Raw genomic sequence first — 17,683 nt, 5'->3', positions numbered from 1 at the left:
ATCAGCCGGCCGCGGCAATCTGCCGCAATGCCTGCGCAAATACTTCGGCCGGCTGTCCACCCTGAATCAAGTGCCGGTCATTGATGATGATGGAGGGCACCGAATGGATGCCCTGACGCTGGTAAAAAGCTTCCTGCTGCCGCACTTCTGCGGCATAGTCGTCGGACGCCAGGATCTCATGTGCCCGAACGGTATCGAGCCCCACCTCGCCGGCCAGGCGGACCAGCACGTCGGCGGCGCCGGGATTTTCGCCCTGCGTGAAATAGGCTTGGAACAGCGCACGCTTGAGCGCCAGCTGCTTGCCTTCCTGCCCGGCCCAGTGCAACAGCCGGTGCGCATCGAACGTATTGTAGATGCGGCTGCGCTTGTCCATGTTGAAGGTAAAGCCGACAGCCTCCCCGCGGGCACGGATCGCTTCACGGTTTTGCGCCAGTTGCTCGGGCGGCATGCCGTATTTCTCGGCCAGATGTTCGTTCAGGTCCTGCCCTTCCGCGCCCATTGCCGGGTTCAGCTCGAATGGCTGGAAATGCAGTTCAGCCGCCACTTCCTTGCCGACGCTATCAAGCGCCTGCTGCAGAGAACGCAACCCGATGATGCACCAGGGGCACGACACATCCGAGACAAAATCGATTTTCAAGCGGGCAGTCATAGGGAACCTTTGCAACACACATGCCTTGAAGTATATAGGCATTCCCGGAACCCCACACCGCATCACCCGGCACCGAAGGCGCGGCCATAAAAAAACCCGCCGAAGCGGGTTTTCGATGTGCGCGCAGCAGACTACTGCTTGCGACGGCGTGCTGCGGCAAAGCCGAACAGGCCCAGGCCCAGCAGCGCCAGCGATGCAGGTTCCGGCACGGCAGCACCGTACTGGACTTCGCCAACACCGATGAACTGGCCGCTGTTAGTGGTGGAAATCACCAGGGTATCGAACAAGCCGAAACCATCGAAACCGATGAAGCTGAATACGTCCAGGCCGGCGATGGTCGCGCTGCCCGAATATACGGTGTTACCGTCATCCAGCAAGGCGAAGTTCAGCGCGCCGGATGTGCCCTGGTAGCCCGAAGAAACACGCAGGCCCAATTGACTGGCGTCGGCAAAGCTCAGCGTCAGCGGCGCAGCGAAGGTGTCAACGATGAAATGATCGAACGGCGAGGTCCAGAAGCTCTGGTCGAGTACGGCATTGTTGGAACTGGAAAACGAAACGCCACCGACCGTGTACGGCGAGGCGAAATGGGTAATGTTCGCGGAGATGCCTTCAAAACTCACCGTCGCCAGACCCGGATTGACGGCCTCGAAAGCAGCTTGCGAGCTATACACAGTCGCCTGGGCAGTGCCCATCGCGAAACCGGCTGCTGCGACCAACATCAGTGCAATCTTTTTGAATCCCATATTATTCTCCCCGTGAATAGCCCATGCAACTTGCATTAATTACCAATTAGCAAGAATTATTCCAGGAAATAATATTATTAATTATCAATGACTTAGAAATCACGCCCGGGGCCACTGTAAAATTTCCCGACAGCATTTTTTATTCGTGCGCATTATCCTTTCAGGACAGCCGGGCCCTTTCACTGCGGACAAACGCCTGAATATCGTTGAATGAATCGATCATCTCGACATCGAAGTCAACGTCGCCGAAATCGATGTCGAATACGTCTTCCAGGAACATCACCAGCTTCGTCATCGACAGGGAATCGAGCCGTCCGCTAACGAAGAGGGAGCTGTCGTCGGCAAAGTCATGGCGATCGCCGGCATCGATCAGGCTTTCCATCAAAAACTGGCGCAATTTTAGTTTGGCGGAGTCGTCCATCATGAGTATCCAAAGAGGCTGGCAAAAAAAGCTAGGCGATCACGTAGCGGAAACGTCCGCGCTTCGTCACCGAAGACATGCAGGCAAACGAAAAATCCCCAGACACACAGCACCGACCACAAGGTGCCGAGGAATGTCGTCGATGGCTTGCGCCCGGCAGTTTGCCTGGCCTGGGAAATCCCGATGCCCAGCGCCAGCACGACGCAATAAAACAGGTAGCTGACAAAGCTTTCGCCAGCCATAAGCGGTCCCTGCAGCGCGACATATTTGATATCCCTGATGAAGTGATACAGCGCATTGCCGACGCCGGCTGCCATGAAGGTCGCAAAAAACACCCGAAGGCGCGGATGCTTGCGGAAGGTCTTGAGGAAGGTGGGAAAAAAGAAGAACTCGACCAGCATTTCCTTGAAATAGTAATAGTAGCGATTCCAGAATTCCGCGAGGGTGCGCGCTTCCAGCGGCCGCCATGTGTTGCGCGGCAGACGGTAGCCAGCCAGGCGCGCAAGCGCAACGATCTTGTGTCCCCATACGGCGATGGTGATGGCGCTGGTGATAGTTCCCCAGATCAGGCTGCCCCAATTCACCAGGACCGGGTAAGGCTTGCCTGCCATGAACGTCGCGTAAGCAAGTTCTGCCCTGGGGATGCCGAGATGAACGCCGAATATCGCATCGATGGCATTGCCGATCAGCCCGAGCAGCAGCGCCCATATCAGCAGTTTCACACCCTTGACCTGGGTGACGGCAAGTTCTTCGGGCGTCCTGGCCTGATGCTTGCGCAGGAACGACGCCCCCTTGCCGAATGGCGTCGAAGAAGAACCCCAGAAGGGATGCAGTATCCCCATCTGGAAAAGCAGCGGACTGCGTTCACGCGAACGCTGGTCCACGACCGCGTAGGCAAAAAACCACATGAATGCGGCAAAGACGATCACGAATGCCCACAAGGCCACGCGCGGCAGGCCCGTGATGAATGGCGAGCTGCCGAGTAGGCACAGCAGCGCTAGCGCCCCCAGCAGGCTCGTTACCGGCCGGCGCGCAACAAAGAGCGTCTTGTCCCGCCGTACCAGCACCAGCACGCCCAGGGCGCAGGCAAAGTACGCGACCAGCGCAAGCGCTTTCAGCAGCGGGGCGAGCCTGGAAGGAACCCCTTGCTGGAACAGGATTTCGTTGATGCCCTCGAGCGCCACGTTGGGATGCCAGGCCATCGCCAGCATGGCGCCCGCAACTACGATACCGTTGCGGTATCGCGGCAGGAAGGCGAATGCCGCCGCGACCACGGAAAGGGAAACGGGTATGCCTGCCAGCTTGGCAAAGGCAGAAAAAAGTGCCACCAACACCAGCTTGCCGACCGGCGACTGTGCCAGGCGCACCACAGGCTGGCGCTGGTCGATGGCCCAAATGTCGCGCAGCTGGCGGACAGGCGCGCGCTGGCCATCGACTTTGCCAATCGACTCGTCAATCAGGACGGGATCGGACATCATGCACCCTTGTTTCAAGGAGGAGCTTTAATGCCTTGCGGTCGACCTTGCCGTTGGCATTCAAGGGCATGGTTTCCAGGGGTATGATCCGGCTTGGGATCATGTAGTGCGGCAGGCGCGCCTTCAGCGCGTGGATGGTTTGCGCTTCGTCGATGATCCGTGCGCAGACGAAGGCGATCAGGCCTTGCGCCGCCCCATCCACCGATGGCCAGGCAACCGTGCCCGCCATGTCGGCATCGGCGACGATGCGCAAGTGCGAGTCGATTTCCTCGAGCTCCACCCGATGTCCCAGGACCTTGATCTGGTTATCCATGCGGCCGATGCAATGAAAAATGCCGGAACCATCGCGCATGGCAAGGTCGCCCGTGAGATACCAGCGCTTGCCTTGCAAGGTCGGGAACCGTGCCGCGGTCAGTTCCGGCGCATCCAGGTAGCCTGTCGCCAGTTGCACGCCGGCCAGCGCCAGCTCGCCTGTGCAATGATCCGCAACCGGATTGCCGTCGGCATCCAGCACTGCGGCTTCGGTGCCGGGCAGCGCCGTGCCGATGCCCACCACATCGCGTCCCGGCATCAGGGGAATCGGCTCGTCGATCAGCTGGACCAGGCTGCACACCGTCACTTCGGTGGGACCATAGTGGTTATAGATGGCGCTGGCGGGTGCAGCGGCTCGCCATGTATCCACGACGCCTTTGGGCAACTGCTCGCCGCCGAAGACGGTCATGCGCAGCGCGGGCAATACGCCCGGCCCGAGCGCCTTCACCTGCCGCAGCATGGCCACCAGCGATGGCACGGAAAGCCACACCGTCAGGCTGCTGTCGCGCGCGAACCTGACCGCGTTCATCACCCGCGCCGCTGGCAGCACATGCAACGACGCGCCGGCTTCCCAGGTGCAGAACATGTTTTGTACCGAGACGTCGAACGTCAGCTCAAAGGTTTCAAGAATCCGGTCGCACGGCTGCAGCGCAAGCAATGCCGTCATTGTGCGGATATAGTGGCGCGCCGCGCCGGCCGAAATCATCACGCCCTTGGGCACGCCGGTGGTACCTGATGTGAAGATGATGTAAGCCGTATCGCTGGCCTGCATGGGGGCTGGGCGCTGTTGCGCGCCGGTGGGGCAACCTTCCTGCTCCGGCTTCAGGATGCAGACAAGCGGCGGCGCGGCTTGCAGCACTTCTTTATTCAACAGCCTGGCGCCCTCCTCGTCGGCGACGATGGCTGCAAGATTGCACAGCGAAAGGATGGTAAGCAGGCGCTCTTGCGGCAGTTTCAGGCCAAGCGGCACGTACGTGGCGCCCGCCCACATTGCCCCGAGCACCGCAACGCAGGCGTCGGCGCTGCGCGAGGCGAGAATGCCCACACGTGGCGGCGTGCCGTCTGCCGTATGCCAGGCCGGGCTCTTCTGCAGCTGCGCGGCAAGCGCCGCCGCCCGTCCCGCAAGCTCGCCGTAACTCAGGCTGCGCCCTTCCGCGGCTACCGCAATGGCCTGGGGCAGAAGCAGGCTGTGGTGATGCACCGACTGCGCCAGGTTGAATGTCACCCCGCCATTTTCCATCTTGGACCCTCCATGCGTCGCGCATGCGCCTTGCCGATGCGAAAAGGCACGGCGGCGACAACGGAATATATCCCTGTAAATACAAAAGTATAGGGCGGGGAAATGGCCTGCACTTTTGCGCAGAAACAGACTTGACGGAAAAGGCAGACGCGACTTTGGGGAATATGCCACACCGCAGCGGTGCGGGCCGTTCCCGAATTGATCGACCTCAAATCATCTTGCGCCCAATCCAGTAAAAGTGGGCACTTGCCTGTCATTTTCCGAGCTGCACTTGCTGGCAGACACCTACTAAAACCGGGAGAATTCAATGAGCCATTTCAAGACGTATATCGCATCGCTGTTGATCGTCTGCCTCACGAGCCTCAGTATGCCAATGCAGGCCTTCGCTGCGATCGTGACGACCGAAGAGGCCATGGCATCTTCGGGATCCAGCGGCGAACGCGACCGGGTCGCCAGCTTCCTTTCACGCGACGACGTACGCAAGTCGCTCGAAGCTCAAGGCGTCGACCCGCAGGCAGCGATCGAACGCATCGCCACCCTGTCGGACCAGGAAGTGCAACAACTGGCCGCGCGCATCGACAACGCCCCGGCGGGCGGCGACATCCTGGGCATTTTGTTTACGGTGTTTATTGTATTGCTGGTGACCGATATCCTCGGGCTGACGAAAGTATTTCCGTTCACCCGCTCGATTCGATGATGCAGCGAAACGCAGGCTGCCGTGCCCCTGCGCTTGCAGCGGCCGCGGCCTGCCTTGCATTGATGCTGGGCGGGTGTGCCACGCCCCAGGTGAGCGGGCTGCAGGAACGCTGGCCCGCTACGCTGCCTGCCACCGCCGCAATTGCCAACGTACCGTTTTATCCCCAGGAAGACTATCAATGCGGACCGGCGGCGCTCGCCATGGCGGCCAGCGCTGCCGGCACGCCTCTGCGGCCGGAGTCGCTGGTCGACCAGGTCTACGTGCCGGCCCGCCAGGGATCGCTGCAACTGGAAATGCTTGCGGCCGGTCGCCGCCATGGCATGCTGAGCTACCGCATCAGGCCGGGCATCGATGCCTTGCTCCAGGAAGTCGCTGCAGGCAATCCGGTCATCGTCCTGCAAAATCTGTCATTTTCCTTTGCACCTGTGTGGCATTACGCCGTGGTCATCGGCTTCGACCGCAACCGCAACATGCTGGTGCTGCATTCCGGCCGCACCCAGAATATGGAGATGTCACTGTTCACCTTTGAGCGGACCTGGGCGCGCGCGGACCACTGGGCCATGCTGCTGCTGCCGCCCGCGCGCCTGCCGGCCACTGCGGATGCCGATTCCATCGCGGCCGCGGCCGCGGCACTGGAACGCAATGCACCGGCGGCGGCGCAGTCTGCCTATGCTGCCGCCCTGGGACGATGGCCGGACCATGCAAGCCTCCTGCTCGGGAACGGCAACGCCGCCTATGTGCTTGGCCAAAAAAAAGCCGCCGTACAAGCGTATCGGCGGCTAACGTCATTTCATCCGGACCATGCAGATGGCTGGAACAACCTGGCGCAGGCCCTGCTCGATGAGGGCATGCACAGGGAAGCTTCTGCTGCCGTCGCGCGCGCGGTAGCGCTGGGCGGCCCCAGGCTGCCGCGCTACCTGGAATTGCAGGATGCAATCCAGGTCAGGCGCTAAGGCGGCATGCAGTATTTCTGCACGCTGATTGCCGGACTATCGCGGCACGATGGCGAATTGCGGTTCCACCGAATAATCCGGCTTCATCTGGCGCTGGCTGAAGATGTTCCAGGCATTGGCGGCGTTCGCAATCCCGGAATCCTTTGCATACGCGAGTGCAGGCTGCATGTTGGCGGGAAAACCTGTCGGTGAGGTCGGATAGCCAACCATGGCGCCAGCCACCATCGGCGTTGCAGTGTCGGTTTGCAAAACACTTGCCATGGCAGCACTGCCGCAAGCTGTTGCCTGCAGCGCCGCGCTGGTGCTGGCCTTGTACGCCTGGCCAAAAGTCGTATAAAGCGGGCTGGCATTGGTCGGCCGCAGATTAAAGGCGTAAATGGGGCCCATGATCCAGCAGTATCCGGGGTCGGTCATGCGCCCTGCCGGAAACTTTGCTTTCCAGGCCAGCAAGGCCGGCGCACCTGCAAATCCACGTTCTGCCGCACGACCAATCACGGAGGTGAAGAAGTCATCCTGCCAGGGTGCGATGCCCGTTTCGCTATTGTAGGAATACGCATAACCGTTGGTCAGGACGCCAAAAGGATTCGCCCCCGCGTTGTTGGTGTAAGTGCTGTTATACCAGGCAATGTTGGCATTCAAAATGCTCGCAAAATGGGCTTTCATGGGATCGGCATCCGGCAGGATATACGCTGCATCTGCAATGTTGCGCAAGCTCCAGGCCTGTCCCCTGACCTGGTCCGAATGCACCAGGCCATTGCCGAAATTACGATAAACAGGATTGCCGACGCCGACATTCCACATCGAATAAAACTGCAACTCTTCCATATAATAATGTTCCCCGGTCAACAGGTAAGGAAGATAATTGAACGCAGGCTGATGCGACGCATCCACCACGTTCGGGTTGTTGCACACCGTTGCGCAATTCGGCATGGCTTCCTGCCGGTTGGCCGTCGCGTTGTAAGAATCTGCCGAAGCCGGATACAGCGTCATATTCGGATAATCCACCAGGCTGATGGGACGGCCGGTGACCTTGTCGCGATAATGCGTCGGCCAACTGCCCGACAGGTCGCCCATGGCCAGGGTCACGTCCTTGGCGCGCTTGTCCATGCTCAAGATCGTCATGGCGCCCCAACCTGGATTGAGGCCAATTTCAAGTCGCCCTCCAGTGGTAGGCATATAGGCCGTGGCAATGCCGTTACCCATCGGCCCGTTCGGCGCCGCATCAAAACTGCTTTTCAGATTTGCCAGGGCAGCCTGGGACACAGTCACGCTCTGGTCATAGTTGGGCACGGCGCGCGAGCCGATCAGATAAGCGGTGTTGTGCTTGACGTGCGTCTGCGGGGCAGTTCCCCACCAGAACGACTTGCGCCAGCGGGCGTGGTGGTAATGCGTCAGCGCATTTTGCGAATACACAGCCTGGCCGCCGACCTGCACTTGCACATCATAGGTAAAGTCTTGCGGACCCGGCTCGTAAGCCCAGCCATTCTCGACAATCACATCGACCTTGGCCTTGTTCTGGCCGGCGTAGGAGCGAATCGCGAAGCGCGCGCTCAGGTGCGGATGCGCTACGCCGCCTGCCGTCTTCAAAGGCGCCGAAACCAGCCATTCATTGACCAGTGGACCCGACAGCCAGGTCGTGACAGTACCGCTCTTGAGCAGATCGCTGGCCGATGCGCTGTAGGTCGTGCCGCCGATGGTGACAGTCACGCCGGCGGTAAAACCGGCATTGGTCAGGGTGGTCGGCGATGTCGCTGGCGACGCCCCAGACGATGCGGTTTTGGCAAGGCTGATGGTCTGGGTCTGGGAACCCGCCAGCTGCGGCAATACGGCCGATATGATGGCGTGGCGCACCGAGCCATCGGCGTGGCGCGCCTTGACATCGACTTGCAGCGGCAAGGCGCTGCCATCGGCCAGTTTGCCGGTCAGGGTCTCGCCGGATCCGACATGGCCGACGGCGAATACGTGGCCGAAGGTCACAGGCACGTTGCTCTGTGCAGTGGTGCCCGGATTCTGGACAGTCACGGCAGTGACCGTGCTGCCGGCGACCGGGATGGTCGTCGTGGTCGTGGTAGCAGTGGTGGTTGTCGTCGCCGCTCGGGTGGTAGTGGTGGTCGCAGCCAGGGTTGACGTGGTCGGCAGCGGCGCCAGGGTCGTCGTGGTCGCCAGCCGGGTCGTCGTGGTGGCAGCACTGGTCGTGGTCGTAAATGCCTGCGACGACGTCGTTGTCGCAGGCGCGCTGGTCGACGTGGTCGAAGTCGTCGGCGCTAACGTGGTAGTCGTGCGCGTTGGACGAATCCAGCGACCATTGTTGCTGTTTTCCGAGGTGCGCATGCTCGCCAGGGTTTGGGTCGGAAGATTTGTGCCAGTCTCGTCAGCGGTCGAATCTGCTGATCCGCCTCCGCATGCAGCCAGCGTTACGGTCAGGAACAGGGGCACGCTTAATCGCGTCATTTGGGGAAGTGTTGGCATTTTGGCTTTCCTCCAATCCATGGCCGGGATTGGACAGCAATTAACAAGGTAAAGATCATTTCCACGTGGAAATATATGGCGTGGTTGTAGACCGGAATCTATTGCGTTAGTTCAATCCGAACGGACGTAGGCAGGGGAAGACAATAAAACAACAATCCCATGAATATGGGATTCCAAAGAGCGTTGAACTAATGATAAATTCGTCGCTAATAATTTCCTTACAACAAAAAATTTTTACCCAGGGGGCATTGATGTTTCGTTTCGCTACTATGTCGGCGGTGCTTGCCACGGCCATATTCAGTACTGGCTGTGCCATGGTGGCGCCGCAATACACGGCGTCGCTGGATAACGTCCAGTCATTGCGCGACACTGGCAACTTCACGGCGAAGGTTGGCGCATTTACCGGCAGTTCGGACAAGGCTTATGCCAATCCCATCAGCCTTCGCGGGTCGACGCTGGAGTCTCCTTACAGTAGTTCCTACGCCAGCTATCTGGCTGAAGCGCTCAGGCAAGAGCTGTCGATGGCGAAAAAACTATCGGCCGATAGCAGCGTTGAAATTTCCGGCACGGTACTGAAGAACGATATCGACGCCACCGGCATTTCCCTCGGCTGGGCAGAAATTGAAGCGCGCTTCATCATGACGCGCGGTGGCCAGGTGAAATACGATCAAGTCAAATCGGTCAAGCATGAATTCCCCTCTTCTTTCGCCGGCGCAGTTGCCATTCCCAAGGCCGTTCAGGAGTATCCAGTGGCCGTGCAAAAGCTGCTAAGCCAGCTGTATGCCGATAAAGCCTTCATCGAAGCACTGAAATAACACCAACTAAAATCAACTACAGGAAAACCCTATGCGAATTGCCACTCTTCTTTCTTCCATTGTTGCGGTTGCCGCACTCGTCGGATGCGCCCACCCCATCACCATCAGCCCGGACGTTGCGAAAATCGAAGCTGCGCCTTCCACCCAGCCGATCAAGAAAAATGTTGCGTACTACATTGCCGAAGATTTGCGCACCCGCGAGGTCACGACGCCCGGCGGTGGCGGCGACAAAGTGACTTACCAGCCTTACCGTGACATCGAGACGGCTTTTTATAAAATGCTCACCAATGTTTTCGGCAATGTGACCAAGCTTAAGGCGCCCAACGATGCCGACGCTATCAGCAAGAACAACGTTGCCTACGTCATTACGCCGCAACTGCTGACGGACTCGTCGTCGCCCAGCCCATTTACCTGGCCGCCAACCAAATTCAGCGTTGACCTGACCTGCAATGTGACCGACGCCGCAGGCAACACCATCGTCTCCAAAAAAGTCTCTGGCGCCGGCAATGCCGAGTTTGATGAATTCAAGGCGGATTTTTCTCTGAGCGCAAAGCGCGCCAGCCAGGATGCCTTGTTGAAAATGCAGCAGGCACTGGCCGAAACGCCTGAGTTGCGCAAGTAATCGATGGCCTGGCAGCGGCCACGGCCGCTGCCAGCTGCAGTATTCCTTTGCCCGACCCGGGCTACAATGCTGGCTTTCTCCTTCACCAGGCAAAGCCATGACAGAAGACACCGTTCGCCTTGCCAAACGGGTTGCCGAAAATTTCCATTGCTCTCGAACCGAAGCCGCCAACTACATCGAGGGTGGGTGGGTCACGGTCGACGGTAGTGTCATTGAAGAACCCGGTTTTCGGGTTGCACCGCAGGCGCAATTGCAATTGTTGCCGGGCGCCGTTGCGGCGCCCGTGCAACCCGTCACGATAGTGCTGCATAAGCCGCCTGGCATCGCCCCCGAAGTTGCAATGCAACTGATCATCCCGGAAAACCGCAGTGAGGATGACCGTTCCGGGATACGTTTGCTCAGGCGCCACCAGGCCGACTTGGCGCTGCCCGCGCCGCTGGAAGCCGATGCCAGCGGCTTGCTGGTATTGACCCAGGATTGGCGCGTGAAGCGCAAACTGACCGAAGATGCCCTGCGCATCGAGCATGAAATCATTGTTGACGTCACCGGCAATCCGCCGCCCGACAGCCTGGCACGGCTGAACCGCAGCCTGACTTTCCAGGGAAAAGTGCTGCCGCCCATGAAGGTCAGCTGGCAAAACGAATCGCGCCTGCGCTTTGCCGTCAAGGCGCCGCCGCCAGGCCTGATTGCCTTCGCCTGCGCCAGTATCGGCTTGAAGCCGGTCGCTGTGCGGCGCATTCGCCTGGGGCGTTTGCCTATGGCCGGCCTAAAGGTGGGACAATGGCGTTATGTGCAGGAATATGAACGGTTCTAGACGAGCAGGAAATTGAATGAATGATGTGTTAAGTATCGACGAATACGCGGCCCTGACGGAAATTCTGGCCTTGCCCAAAGGCGCCAGGCCGAGCGCTTGCGTGGCAAGAAACACCAAGAGACTGTCCGGCCTGAAGTTCATTGCCCATGAAAAGTCAGGCAAGCTGGCCTTGACTGAAAAAGGCCGGCAAACCTTATTCGTGAAAAATTGCGTGGATGGCTTGCATCTCGTTGCCGGCAATCCCGCAGCCAAACTCGACCCCGGTGTGCTGCTTTTCCTGGAAAAGAAGGGGCATGTTGCGCGCAATGCCGCTGGCACGCTGGAACTTACCCAGCGTGGCCGTGAAACCCTTGCGGATATCGATGGCAGAACTGTCTGATTAAGGCAGCCGTTCCCTAGAGAGTGGGGCGGACATGCCGTCCGCGCGACCTTTTGACCAGATAGCCCCCTGCGAGCAACGCTCCGGCCGCCAGCAGCATCGAGCTCGCCGGCATCGTGCGCACCGTGTCCAGCGCCAGCTCCCCGGCATGCGGCGCCGCGAGTTGCAGCCGGCGCTTGGTCATCGCTGCACCGAGTTCACTCAATCGGTCGGCAAGCAGCCGTTCGGCTTCCGGCAGCAGCACGGTTTCTTCGTCGGCGACATGGTGAATGACGCTGCGCATCAATTGCATGAATGTGCTGGTGTAGGACGCGTCGTCCGGCGCCATGCTCCGCAACTGCCCAATCAGGTTGCGGACCTCGTCGTGTTCCGGCACGCTCTTGTTTAATACCTCATTGCCGCTCGCCACTTCCTGCATGGCCGGGTAAAAAATCTCTTCCTCGAGTTGTGTGTGGATTTCAAGCGCCAGGCACACCATGTCCACCAGCGCCTGCCGGGAATTCGCACTGGCGTTGGGATCGTATTTATGAAAATTGGCCAGAACATGGGTATGGTCCAGGCGGATCATGCCGGTAATGGACGGCGATAGTTTGCTGGTAAATGCATTCATGCGAATTCCTTCCGTTGAAAACCACTGTCGCTCTTGCACAAGTGGCAAGGTTTTGAATTCGACCCACCCTCATCGGCTTAGTTCTCACGCATTTTGCGTCTCTCCCCGCCAGTAAATGGCATCTATCTTGCTGAAATTCCAAGAGCGCTGACCAACAAGGCCAGATATGCCGGCGACACGTGCCAGCCGTCTTGCCACATGCATTTGCGCATTGCCTTTACAAACCCCTGGGAACTAACTTACCGGACCCCAGTCATACCATCCATGCAGATGGTGTGAGGATGGTTGGTAGATGGTATTTAGCCGTCGATGATGACAAGGACAACACAAATGATTGCTCAAGAAAAAAATCTCAAGACGGTAGACAGTGAAAAAATCACCATCAATCTCGGCCTGATCGATCTCGGGCAAATCGACCTGCTGGTACAGGAGGGTTTTTACTCCAACCGCACTGACTTGATCCGCACCGCCATCCGCAACCAGTTGCACACGCATGCAGAAGTGGTCAGGCAAACCGTGGCACGCAAGAGCCTGGTGCTGGGCCTTCAACACTATTCCCGCGCCGACCTGGAAAGCGCGCGCGATGCAGGACACAAGTTGCAAATACAAGTATTGGGACTGGCCACCATTGCCTCTGATGTCACACCTGACCTGGCGTTGGCCACGATCGATTCCATCACGGTGCTGGGTGCCTTGCACGCCAGCCCAGCCGTCAAGGCCGCCCTGGCCGGACGGATTCATTAACCGCTTCAGATTTGAAAGAAAGTCATGAGATTAAACGACACCATGTTCGCGACAATGCGCGAAGCAACCCAACTATTGCAGTCGCAGGGCCCCATGGCGGCCACCGCCGCCATCCAGCGCGCCCTGCAAGGCGCTGGCCTGTCCGGCGGCATGCCGCATTTCGACTGGAACGCGCCGCCGATGCGGGCTCCTGGCACGCCGCTGCACGACATCAATCCCGCGCCAGAAGAAAAATCCGGTGCGGTGCCACAGGGCGCCGATATCCTGTCGCGACTGCGCAATCTGGCAGGCGGAAAATGGGCCGGAAAATCCGCAGCACAGCCGGTCGAGGACGTGGTCTTCGACCGGGCGCCCGGACAGTTCCTGGCTGGTTCCTGCAGCAATAGTGCAGGCACCCGCAGCTACAAGCTGTACATCCCCAGCGGCTATACCGGGCAGGAAGAGGTGCCGCTCATCGTCATGCTGCATGGCTGCAAGCAGAATCCCGATGACTTTGCTGCCGGCACCCGCATGAACCAGGTCGCCGAAGAAAATAATTGCCTGGTCGTCTATCCCGGCCAGGTCCAGGGCGCCAACATGTCGAACTGCTGGAACTGGTTCAAGGCCGGCGAGCAGCAACGCGACCGCGGCGAACCTTCGATCATTGCCGATATCACCCGAAAAATCCTGGCGGATTACAAGGTCGATGGCAGGCGCGTGTATATCGCCGGACTATCTGCCGGCGGCGCAATGGCGGCAATCATGGCGGACAGCTATCCGGAATTGTATGCGGCCGTCGGCATCCACTCCGGCTTGCCGGCAGGCGCTGCGCATGATCTGCCCTCCGCATTTGCGGCCATGCGCGGCGCATCGCCAGGCCGCCGCAAGTCCGCACCAGCTTCCGGGAAAGGCATGCCGGTGATTGTTTTTCATGGCGACCGCGACCATACGGTCAACCCTTCCAACGGTGAACAGGCGCTTGCCCAATGCGCGGCGGACGGCACCACTGCGCCTGTCGGAACGACAGAACCGGGCATCAAGGTGGAAAAAGGGCAAGTGCCCAATGGCCGCAGCTTTACCAGGTCGATCCAGGTCGATGACAAGGGCAATCCGGTTGCCGAACACTGGGTGGTTCACGGGGCCGGCCATGCCTGGTCAGGCGGCAGCAGGCAGGGTTCGTACACCGATCCCCAGGGGCCGAACGCCGCAAAGGAAATGGTGCGATTCTTTACACTGCAACGCCGTGCCTGACTCGGCTTGGCAGGCATAGCGATCTCGGGCGATATGAAACTTTTCCTGCAAAAAACAATCTAGGTGAGGTTGAACGTTCGGCGCAATCCCGGTTGCGCCGAACGTTGTCACAATCACTTGCGATTGATAATTACAGTCGGACAGAAGTTGTTGTCATGCGCCCAAGAGTCACATCGGTCGGCTTGATCCTGCCGCCACCGCCACCAGAAAATTTCGACTTCCCCGCGCACATCGATGGCGCCAGCCTGGCAGCCTTGCCTGCCAGGCCTGGGGTGTATTTCTTCCGCAACCAGCGGGGCGACGCAATCTATATCGGCAAGAGCGTCAATATCCGGTCACGCGTGCAGGCGCACCTGCGCGCAGCCGAAGAAATGACGATGCTCGCAGCCACCCGGCGGGTTGATTTCATGCAGACGGCGGGCGAGATCGGCGCCCTGCTGCTGGAGTCGCAACTGATCAAGCGCCATCAACCTGCCTTCAATGTCTTGCTTAAATTTAGCGGTGCCTCGTTCACGCTATACCTGCCGCAGGACAGCCACCGCCTGCGCGTGGTGGATGCGGACGAATGCGATGCGTGCCAGGCAGATGGCCTGTACGGCTTGTTTGCCTCGCGCAGCGATGCGGAGCAAGCCCTGCACGCGCTGGTGCGGCGCGAACAGCTATGCCCGGCGATGCTGGGGCTGGAATCGACCACCCACGGCCGCGCCTGCTTTGCACACCAAATCGGCCGTTGCCGGGGCGCCTGCATCGGCCGCGAAACCGGGCAGGCGCACGCGCAACGCCTGCGCCTGGCGCTGACAGCACTGCAAGCCGCAGTATGGCCGCATGGCGGGCCGATCGGCATCATCGAGCAAGAGGGAAAGTGGCGCCAGGTTCACGTTATCGACTGCTGGTCGTACATTGGCTCACTGCCTGGCCGCCGTAGCAGGATCGCCCTGCCCGCCCGCCATGGCATCGATATCGACACCTACAAGATCCTCGCAAAGCCGCTGGCCGAAGGCAGGCTAGCATACGTCACGTGCGCCGTGACGCAAAGCCGCGCGGGCAGGTTCGCTACCATCCCAGCCCGAATTTCAGACCTAGCAGCACTCCCATCCCCGCAATAAACGGCAACCACGGATTACGCCACAGCAGCGCGACCGCGACCGCCGCCGCAGCAGCGGCCAGCTTGGGATTGAATGGCTGCAGGCTGCCCGCGACCAGTACCACATCCGGCACAACGATTGCTGCCAGTGCCGCTGCCGGCGCGTAACGCAATGCCTGCTGAATGTAGGGCGGCAGTGCCACGCGCGCGCCCAGCAGGATGAAACTGGCGCGCGGCAGGGTCGTGGCCAGGCCGATCAGCAGGAAGGTCCACCACAGGGAGTCGTCGTAATTCATGCCGCCTCCCGCTTTGGCAGCAGGTGTTCGGCCAGGAAGCCGGCGCCAATGCCGGCGACAATCGCCACGATCACGCCCAGCCGCAGCGGCATGCCGTGCAGCAGCACCGCCATCGTTCCGCCCGTTGCAGCCGCCACCAGCATGGGACGGAATTTCGTCATCGGCAGCAAAATCACGATCAGCGCGATCGTTGCCATGAATTCAATCGACCAGGTGCGGGGGATGGAGCCGGCAGCGAGCACGCCTGTCAGCGCAAAAATTTGCCAGAGCAGCCATGACCAGACGGACGGCGCCAGGTAGTAACCAAGTCGCCAGCGCCGGTCTTCGCAGGTAAGCATTTTTTCAAAGCAGGCGGCGAATACGCCATCGATCAGCAGGTAACTCGACAGCCAGCGTGTCCCGGCGCCGATATCGCGAAAACCGCGCGCAATCGCCGCGCTGAAAATCAGAAAACGCAGGTTCAGCACCAGCGCGGTGGTAACGATCAGCCATAACGGCGCGCCGGCGACAATCAGGGGCAAGGTGCCAAGCTGGGCAACCCCGGCAAAGACAAGCACGTTCATGCCCATCGCCTGCAACGGCGTGAAGCCTGCAGTGACCATGGCCACGCCAGTGACCAGCGCCCAGGGTATCAATCCGATCGACTGCGGAAACGCGACGCGAAAGCCTTCGCGGGCGCCTTCCCGATAACTGGGATGCATACACTGCTCCATTTACAAAAAGATGCAATGTATCAGATTAGGATGTTACGGCACACAGAAGAAATCAGTGTCACACAACGCACGCATATTGCTCTACAATTTATAGCGGTAATTTGTTATAAGAATCAGAACGGTCCGGCAGTTTCGTAAATCCAATGACAACAAAAGTAAATGCCGTATGAATGCTATCGACCCAACCCAAGGTCTCTGGTTTTCATTCCATGTCGACAATGACGAATTCATCGGCTTCATTTCCGATGAATCGCTGCGCATCCATTTCCATGCCGACGACCGCAACGATCGCCGCCAATGGCTGCGTGCCTACATGAAAAACCAGTGGCTGATCGACCTGGTGGCCCGTCGCAAATTTCTCGCGGGCGCCGCTAGGCCGATCAAGCTGACGGTGGCGGACTTCGCCGGAATCTCCCTGCAGACGGGAGAAAGGCTAGCGCCAGCTTCATTGCATAAAGCACGGCCAGCGTCCCGAGGAGGTCGCCGAGCACCATGACCAGGAAGCCGGCCAAGGAAGCCTGGCCGCGCAACAGCAACCAGAAATGATGCAAGGCAGGATTGGCAATCGAATAGGCGACGCTCAACATCAGCAAGCGCATCGCATTCAGGTTGAGCAGGGAAGCATGCAGGCCGTAGCGGTGCTGCGCCAGCTTGTAGACCAGGTAAGGGGCCACCGCGGAGGCGATGCCGCCGGCGAAGGCCCGCAGTGGATCATCGGGAAAAAAATAAAAGACGGCGGTGATCCAGGAGGCGATCAATATGCCGATGGCGCCCATGCCGCCGAATAACAAGGTGCAGAGCAGGCGCATGCCGGCGGGCAGATAGATCCAGTTCACCCCCCGGACGAATTCAAACCGGGCACTGTTGAATAGCCATTCGTTTGCAAGAAAAACGAGAAGAAAGAGGATGGCTGAACCGGCAACCATCGCAGCGTTCAGTCGCAGCGAGTGCATCATGAGTGCGTTTTGACGTAAAATTGATTCAATTCTTGAACGATTTACAGCGCGTAAACCGCCCGGGAATTTTCCTGGATGGTGACATTATCACTGTTCTTGCCTGTAATGAAAAAAACCACCCGTCCCGCCGATCTCTATTTGCGTTTTTTGCAACTGGCCGATGCCATTCGCGACCTGCCCACCCTGCCGGCCCTGGATCCGCTGGAAGAGCGCCTTCTCGCACTGGTCGCCCGTACCGCACAAGAGAAAGAGCGCCTTTGCGTGCGTGACATGATGGCAAAGGAAGAATTCGGCTCGCCCGCCACGATTCATGGCCGCCTCAAATCGATGCGCGAAAAAGGCTGGATCATGCTGACGGATACGGAAGATGCCCGACGCAAGCAAGTCGACCTGACCCAGGCCGCGCTGCAGCATTTTGACAAGCTGTCCAATTGCATGTTGAAGGCAACCAAGGGCTAGCA

The 17,683-nt window shown here is 59.4% G+C and carries 20 protein-coding genes; 10 read left to right on the top strand and 10 right to left on the bottom strand.

The genetic code is table 11. The features are described from left to right. Nucleotide 1: 1 nt before the first annotated feature. The 5 genes from EKL02_RS05665 to EKL02_RS05645 all read right to left on the bottom strand — a co-directional run bounded on the left by EKL02_RS05665 (nt 2) and on the right by EKL02_RS05645 (nt 4,840). Complete coding sequence (locus EKL02_RS05665; protein WP_128901139.1) at nt 2–649, bottom strand: DsbA family oxidoreductase; 648 nt, start codon at nt 647–649, stop codon at nt 2–4. Between the two features lie 131 nt (nt 650–780). After that, nucleotides 781–1,392, bottom strand: a complete 612-nt coding sequence (locus EKL02_RS05660; RefSeq protein ID WP_241687797.1) for a PEP-CTERM sorting domain-containing protein — start codon at nt 1,390–1,392, stop codon at nt 781–783. A 160-nt stretch (nt 1,393–1,552) separates the two neighbouring features. Next, entirely contained in the window at nt 1,553–1,816 is a 264-nt protein-coding gene (locus EKL02_RS05655) for an acyl carrier protein (protein WP_128901137.1), read from the bottom strand. Next, nucleotides 1,813–3,288, bottom strand: a complete 1,476-nt coding sequence (locus EKL02_RS05650) for a hypothetical protein (protein WP_128901136.1) — start codon at nt 3,286–3,288, stop codon at nt 1,813–1,815. Before EKL02_RS05650 ends, EKL02_RS05655 begins: the two co-directional genes overlap by 4 nt. Beyond that, entirely contained in the window at nt 3,266–4,840 is a 1,575-nt protein-coding gene (locus tag EKL02_RS05645) for an amino acid adenylation domain-containing protein (RefSeq protein WP_128901135.1), read from the bottom strand. The genes EKL02_RS05650 and EKL02_RS05645 overlap by 23 nt, the downstream gene beginning before the upstream one ends. Before the next feature lie 307 nt (nt 4,841–5,147). Here EKL02_RS05645 and EKL02_RS05640 point away from each other — a divergent pair, with 307 nt between their 5' ends. Both EKL02_RS05640 and EKL02_RS05635 read left to right on the top strand, forming a co-directional pair. Then, complete coding sequence (locus tag EKL02_RS05640; protein WP_128901134.1) at nt 5,148–5,537, top strand: PA2779 family protein; 390 nt, start codon at nt 5,148–5,150, stop codon at nt 5,535–5,537. Next, on the top strand, nt 5,534–6,490 hold the full coding sequence (locus EKL02_RS05635) for a PA2778 family cysteine peptidase (protein WP_206732453.1): 957 nt from the start codon (nt 5,534–5,536) through the stop codon (nt 6,488–6,490). The genes EKL02_RS05640 and EKL02_RS05635 overlap by 4 nt, the downstream gene beginning before the upstream one ends. A 36-nt stretch (nt 6,491–6,526) precedes the next feature. On the opposite strand, the gene EKL02_RS05630 is transcribed toward EKL02_RS05635, so the two are convergent. Next, nucleotides 6,527–8,959 carry a hypothetical protein gene (locus EKL02_RS05630; RefSeq protein ID WP_241687796.1) on the bottom strand — a complete coding sequence of 811 codons (2,433 nt, stop codon included), beginning with the start codon at nt 8,957–8,959 and terminating at the stop codon, nt 6,527–6,529. A gap of 251 nt (nt 8,960–9,210) precedes the next feature. Here EKL02_RS05630 and EKL02_RS05625 point away from each other — a divergent pair, with 251 nt between their 5' ends. From EKL02_RS05625 to EKL02_RS05610, 4 genes are all read left to right on the top strand, one after another. Beyond that, nucleotides 9,211–9,774 (top strand): hypothetical protein, encoded by a 564-nt coding sequence (locus EKL02_RS05625; RefSeq protein ID WP_241687795.1) that lies wholly within the window; start codon nt 9,211–9,213, stop codon nt 9,772–9,774. A gap of 31 nt (nt 9,775–9,805) precedes the next feature. After that, on the top strand, nt 9,806–10,396 hold the full coding sequence (locus EKL02_RS05620) for a hypothetical protein (RefSeq protein WP_128901133.1): 591 nt from the start codon (nt 9,806–9,808) through the stop codon (nt 10,394–10,396). A gap of 97 nt (nt 10,397–10,493) precedes the next feature. After that, entirely contained in the window at nt 10,494–11,210 is a 717-nt protein-coding gene (locus EKL02_RS05615) for an rRNA pseudouridine synthase (protein ID WP_128901132.1), read from the top strand. Nucleotides 11,211–11,226: 16 nt separating this feature from the next. Next, complete coding sequence (locus tag EKL02_RS05610; protein ID WP_128901131.1) at nt 11,227–11,589, top strand: hypothetical protein; 363 nt, start codon at nt 11,227–11,229, stop codon at nt 11,587–11,589. A 16-nt stretch (nt 11,590–11,605) separates the two neighbouring features. Here the strand turns inward: EKL02_RS05610 and EKL02_RS05605 are convergent, their stop codons facing one another. Next, the gene (locus EKL02_RS05605; protein ID WP_128901130.1) at nt 11,606–12,199 is read right to left on the bottom strand and encodes a hemerythrin domain-containing protein; all 594 of its coding nucleotides are present in this window, start codon (nt 12,197–12,199) and stop codon (nt 11,606–11,608) included. Between the two features lie 330 nt (nt 12,200–12,529). Between EKL02_RS05605 and EKL02_RS05600 the strand changes: the two genes are divergently transcribed. The 3 genes from EKL02_RS05600 to EKL02_RS05590 all read left to right on the top strand — a co-directional run bounded on the left by EKL02_RS05600 (nt 12,530) and on the right by EKL02_RS05590 (nt 15,279). Beyond that, entirely contained in the window at nt 12,530–12,943 is a 414-nt protein-coding gene (locus tag EKL02_RS05600; protein ID WP_128901129.1) for a CopG family transcriptional regulator, read from the top strand. A gap of 24 nt (nt 12,944–12,967) precedes the next feature. After that, a complete protein-coding gene (locus EKL02_RS05595) occupies nt 12,968–14,173 on the top strand; it encodes a PHB depolymerase family esterase (protein ID WP_128901128.1) in 1,206 nt (401 codons plus the stop codon). Between the two features lie 155 nt (nt 14,174–14,328). Continuing rightward, the gene (locus EKL02_RS05590) at nt 14,329–15,279 is read left to right on the top strand and encodes a GIY-YIG nuclease family protein (RefSeq protein WP_128901127.1); all 951 of its coding nucleotides are present in this window, start codon (nt 14,329–14,331) and stop codon (nt 15,277–15,279) included. Here the strand turns inward: EKL02_RS05590 and EKL02_RS05585 are convergent. The 3 genes from EKL02_RS05585 to EKL02_RS05570 form a co-directional block, all read right to left on the bottom strand. Beyond that, complete coding sequence (locus tag EKL02_RS05585) at nt 15,227–15,553, bottom strand: AzlD domain-containing protein (RefSeq protein WP_128901126.1); 327 nt, start codon at nt 15,551–15,553, stop codon at nt 15,227–15,229. The two genes, EKL02_RS05590 and EKL02_RS05585, sit on opposite strands and share 53 nt — an antisense overlap. Continuing rightward, entirely contained in the window at nt 15,550–16,254 is a 705-nt protein-coding gene (locus EKL02_RS05580; RefSeq protein WP_128901125.1) for an AzlC family ABC transporter permease, read from the bottom strand. Before EKL02_RS05580 ends, EKL02_RS05585 begins: the two co-directional genes overlap by 4 nt. 392 nt (nt 16,255–16,646) lie before the next feature. Continuing rightward, the gene (locus EKL02_RS05570; protein ID WP_241687794.1) at nt 16,647–17,222 is read right to left on the bottom strand and encodes a hypothetical protein; all 576 of its coding nucleotides are present in this window, start codon (nt 17,220–17,222) and stop codon (nt 16,647–16,649) included. 105 nt (nt 17,223–17,327) lie between these two features. Between EKL02_RS05570 and EKL02_RS05565 the strand changes: the two genes are divergently transcribed. After that, on the top strand, nt 17,328–17,681 hold the full coding sequence (locus EKL02_RS05565; RefSeq protein ID WP_128901123.1) for a winged helix-turn-helix domain-containing protein: 354 nt from the start codon (nt 17,328–17,330) through the stop codon (nt 17,679–17,681). Nucleotides 17,682–17,683 lie beyond the last annotated feature (2 nt).

This window comes from Janthinobacterium sp. 17J80-10 (genome assembly GCF_004114795.1).
Classification (GTDB): domain Bacteria; phylum Pseudomonadota; class Gammaproteobacteria; order Burkholderiales; family Burkholderiaceae_D; genus Paucimonas.
The sequence above is the reverse complement of the archived record's forward strand: the minus strand, read 5'-3'. Positions and strand labels throughout refer to the sequence as shown.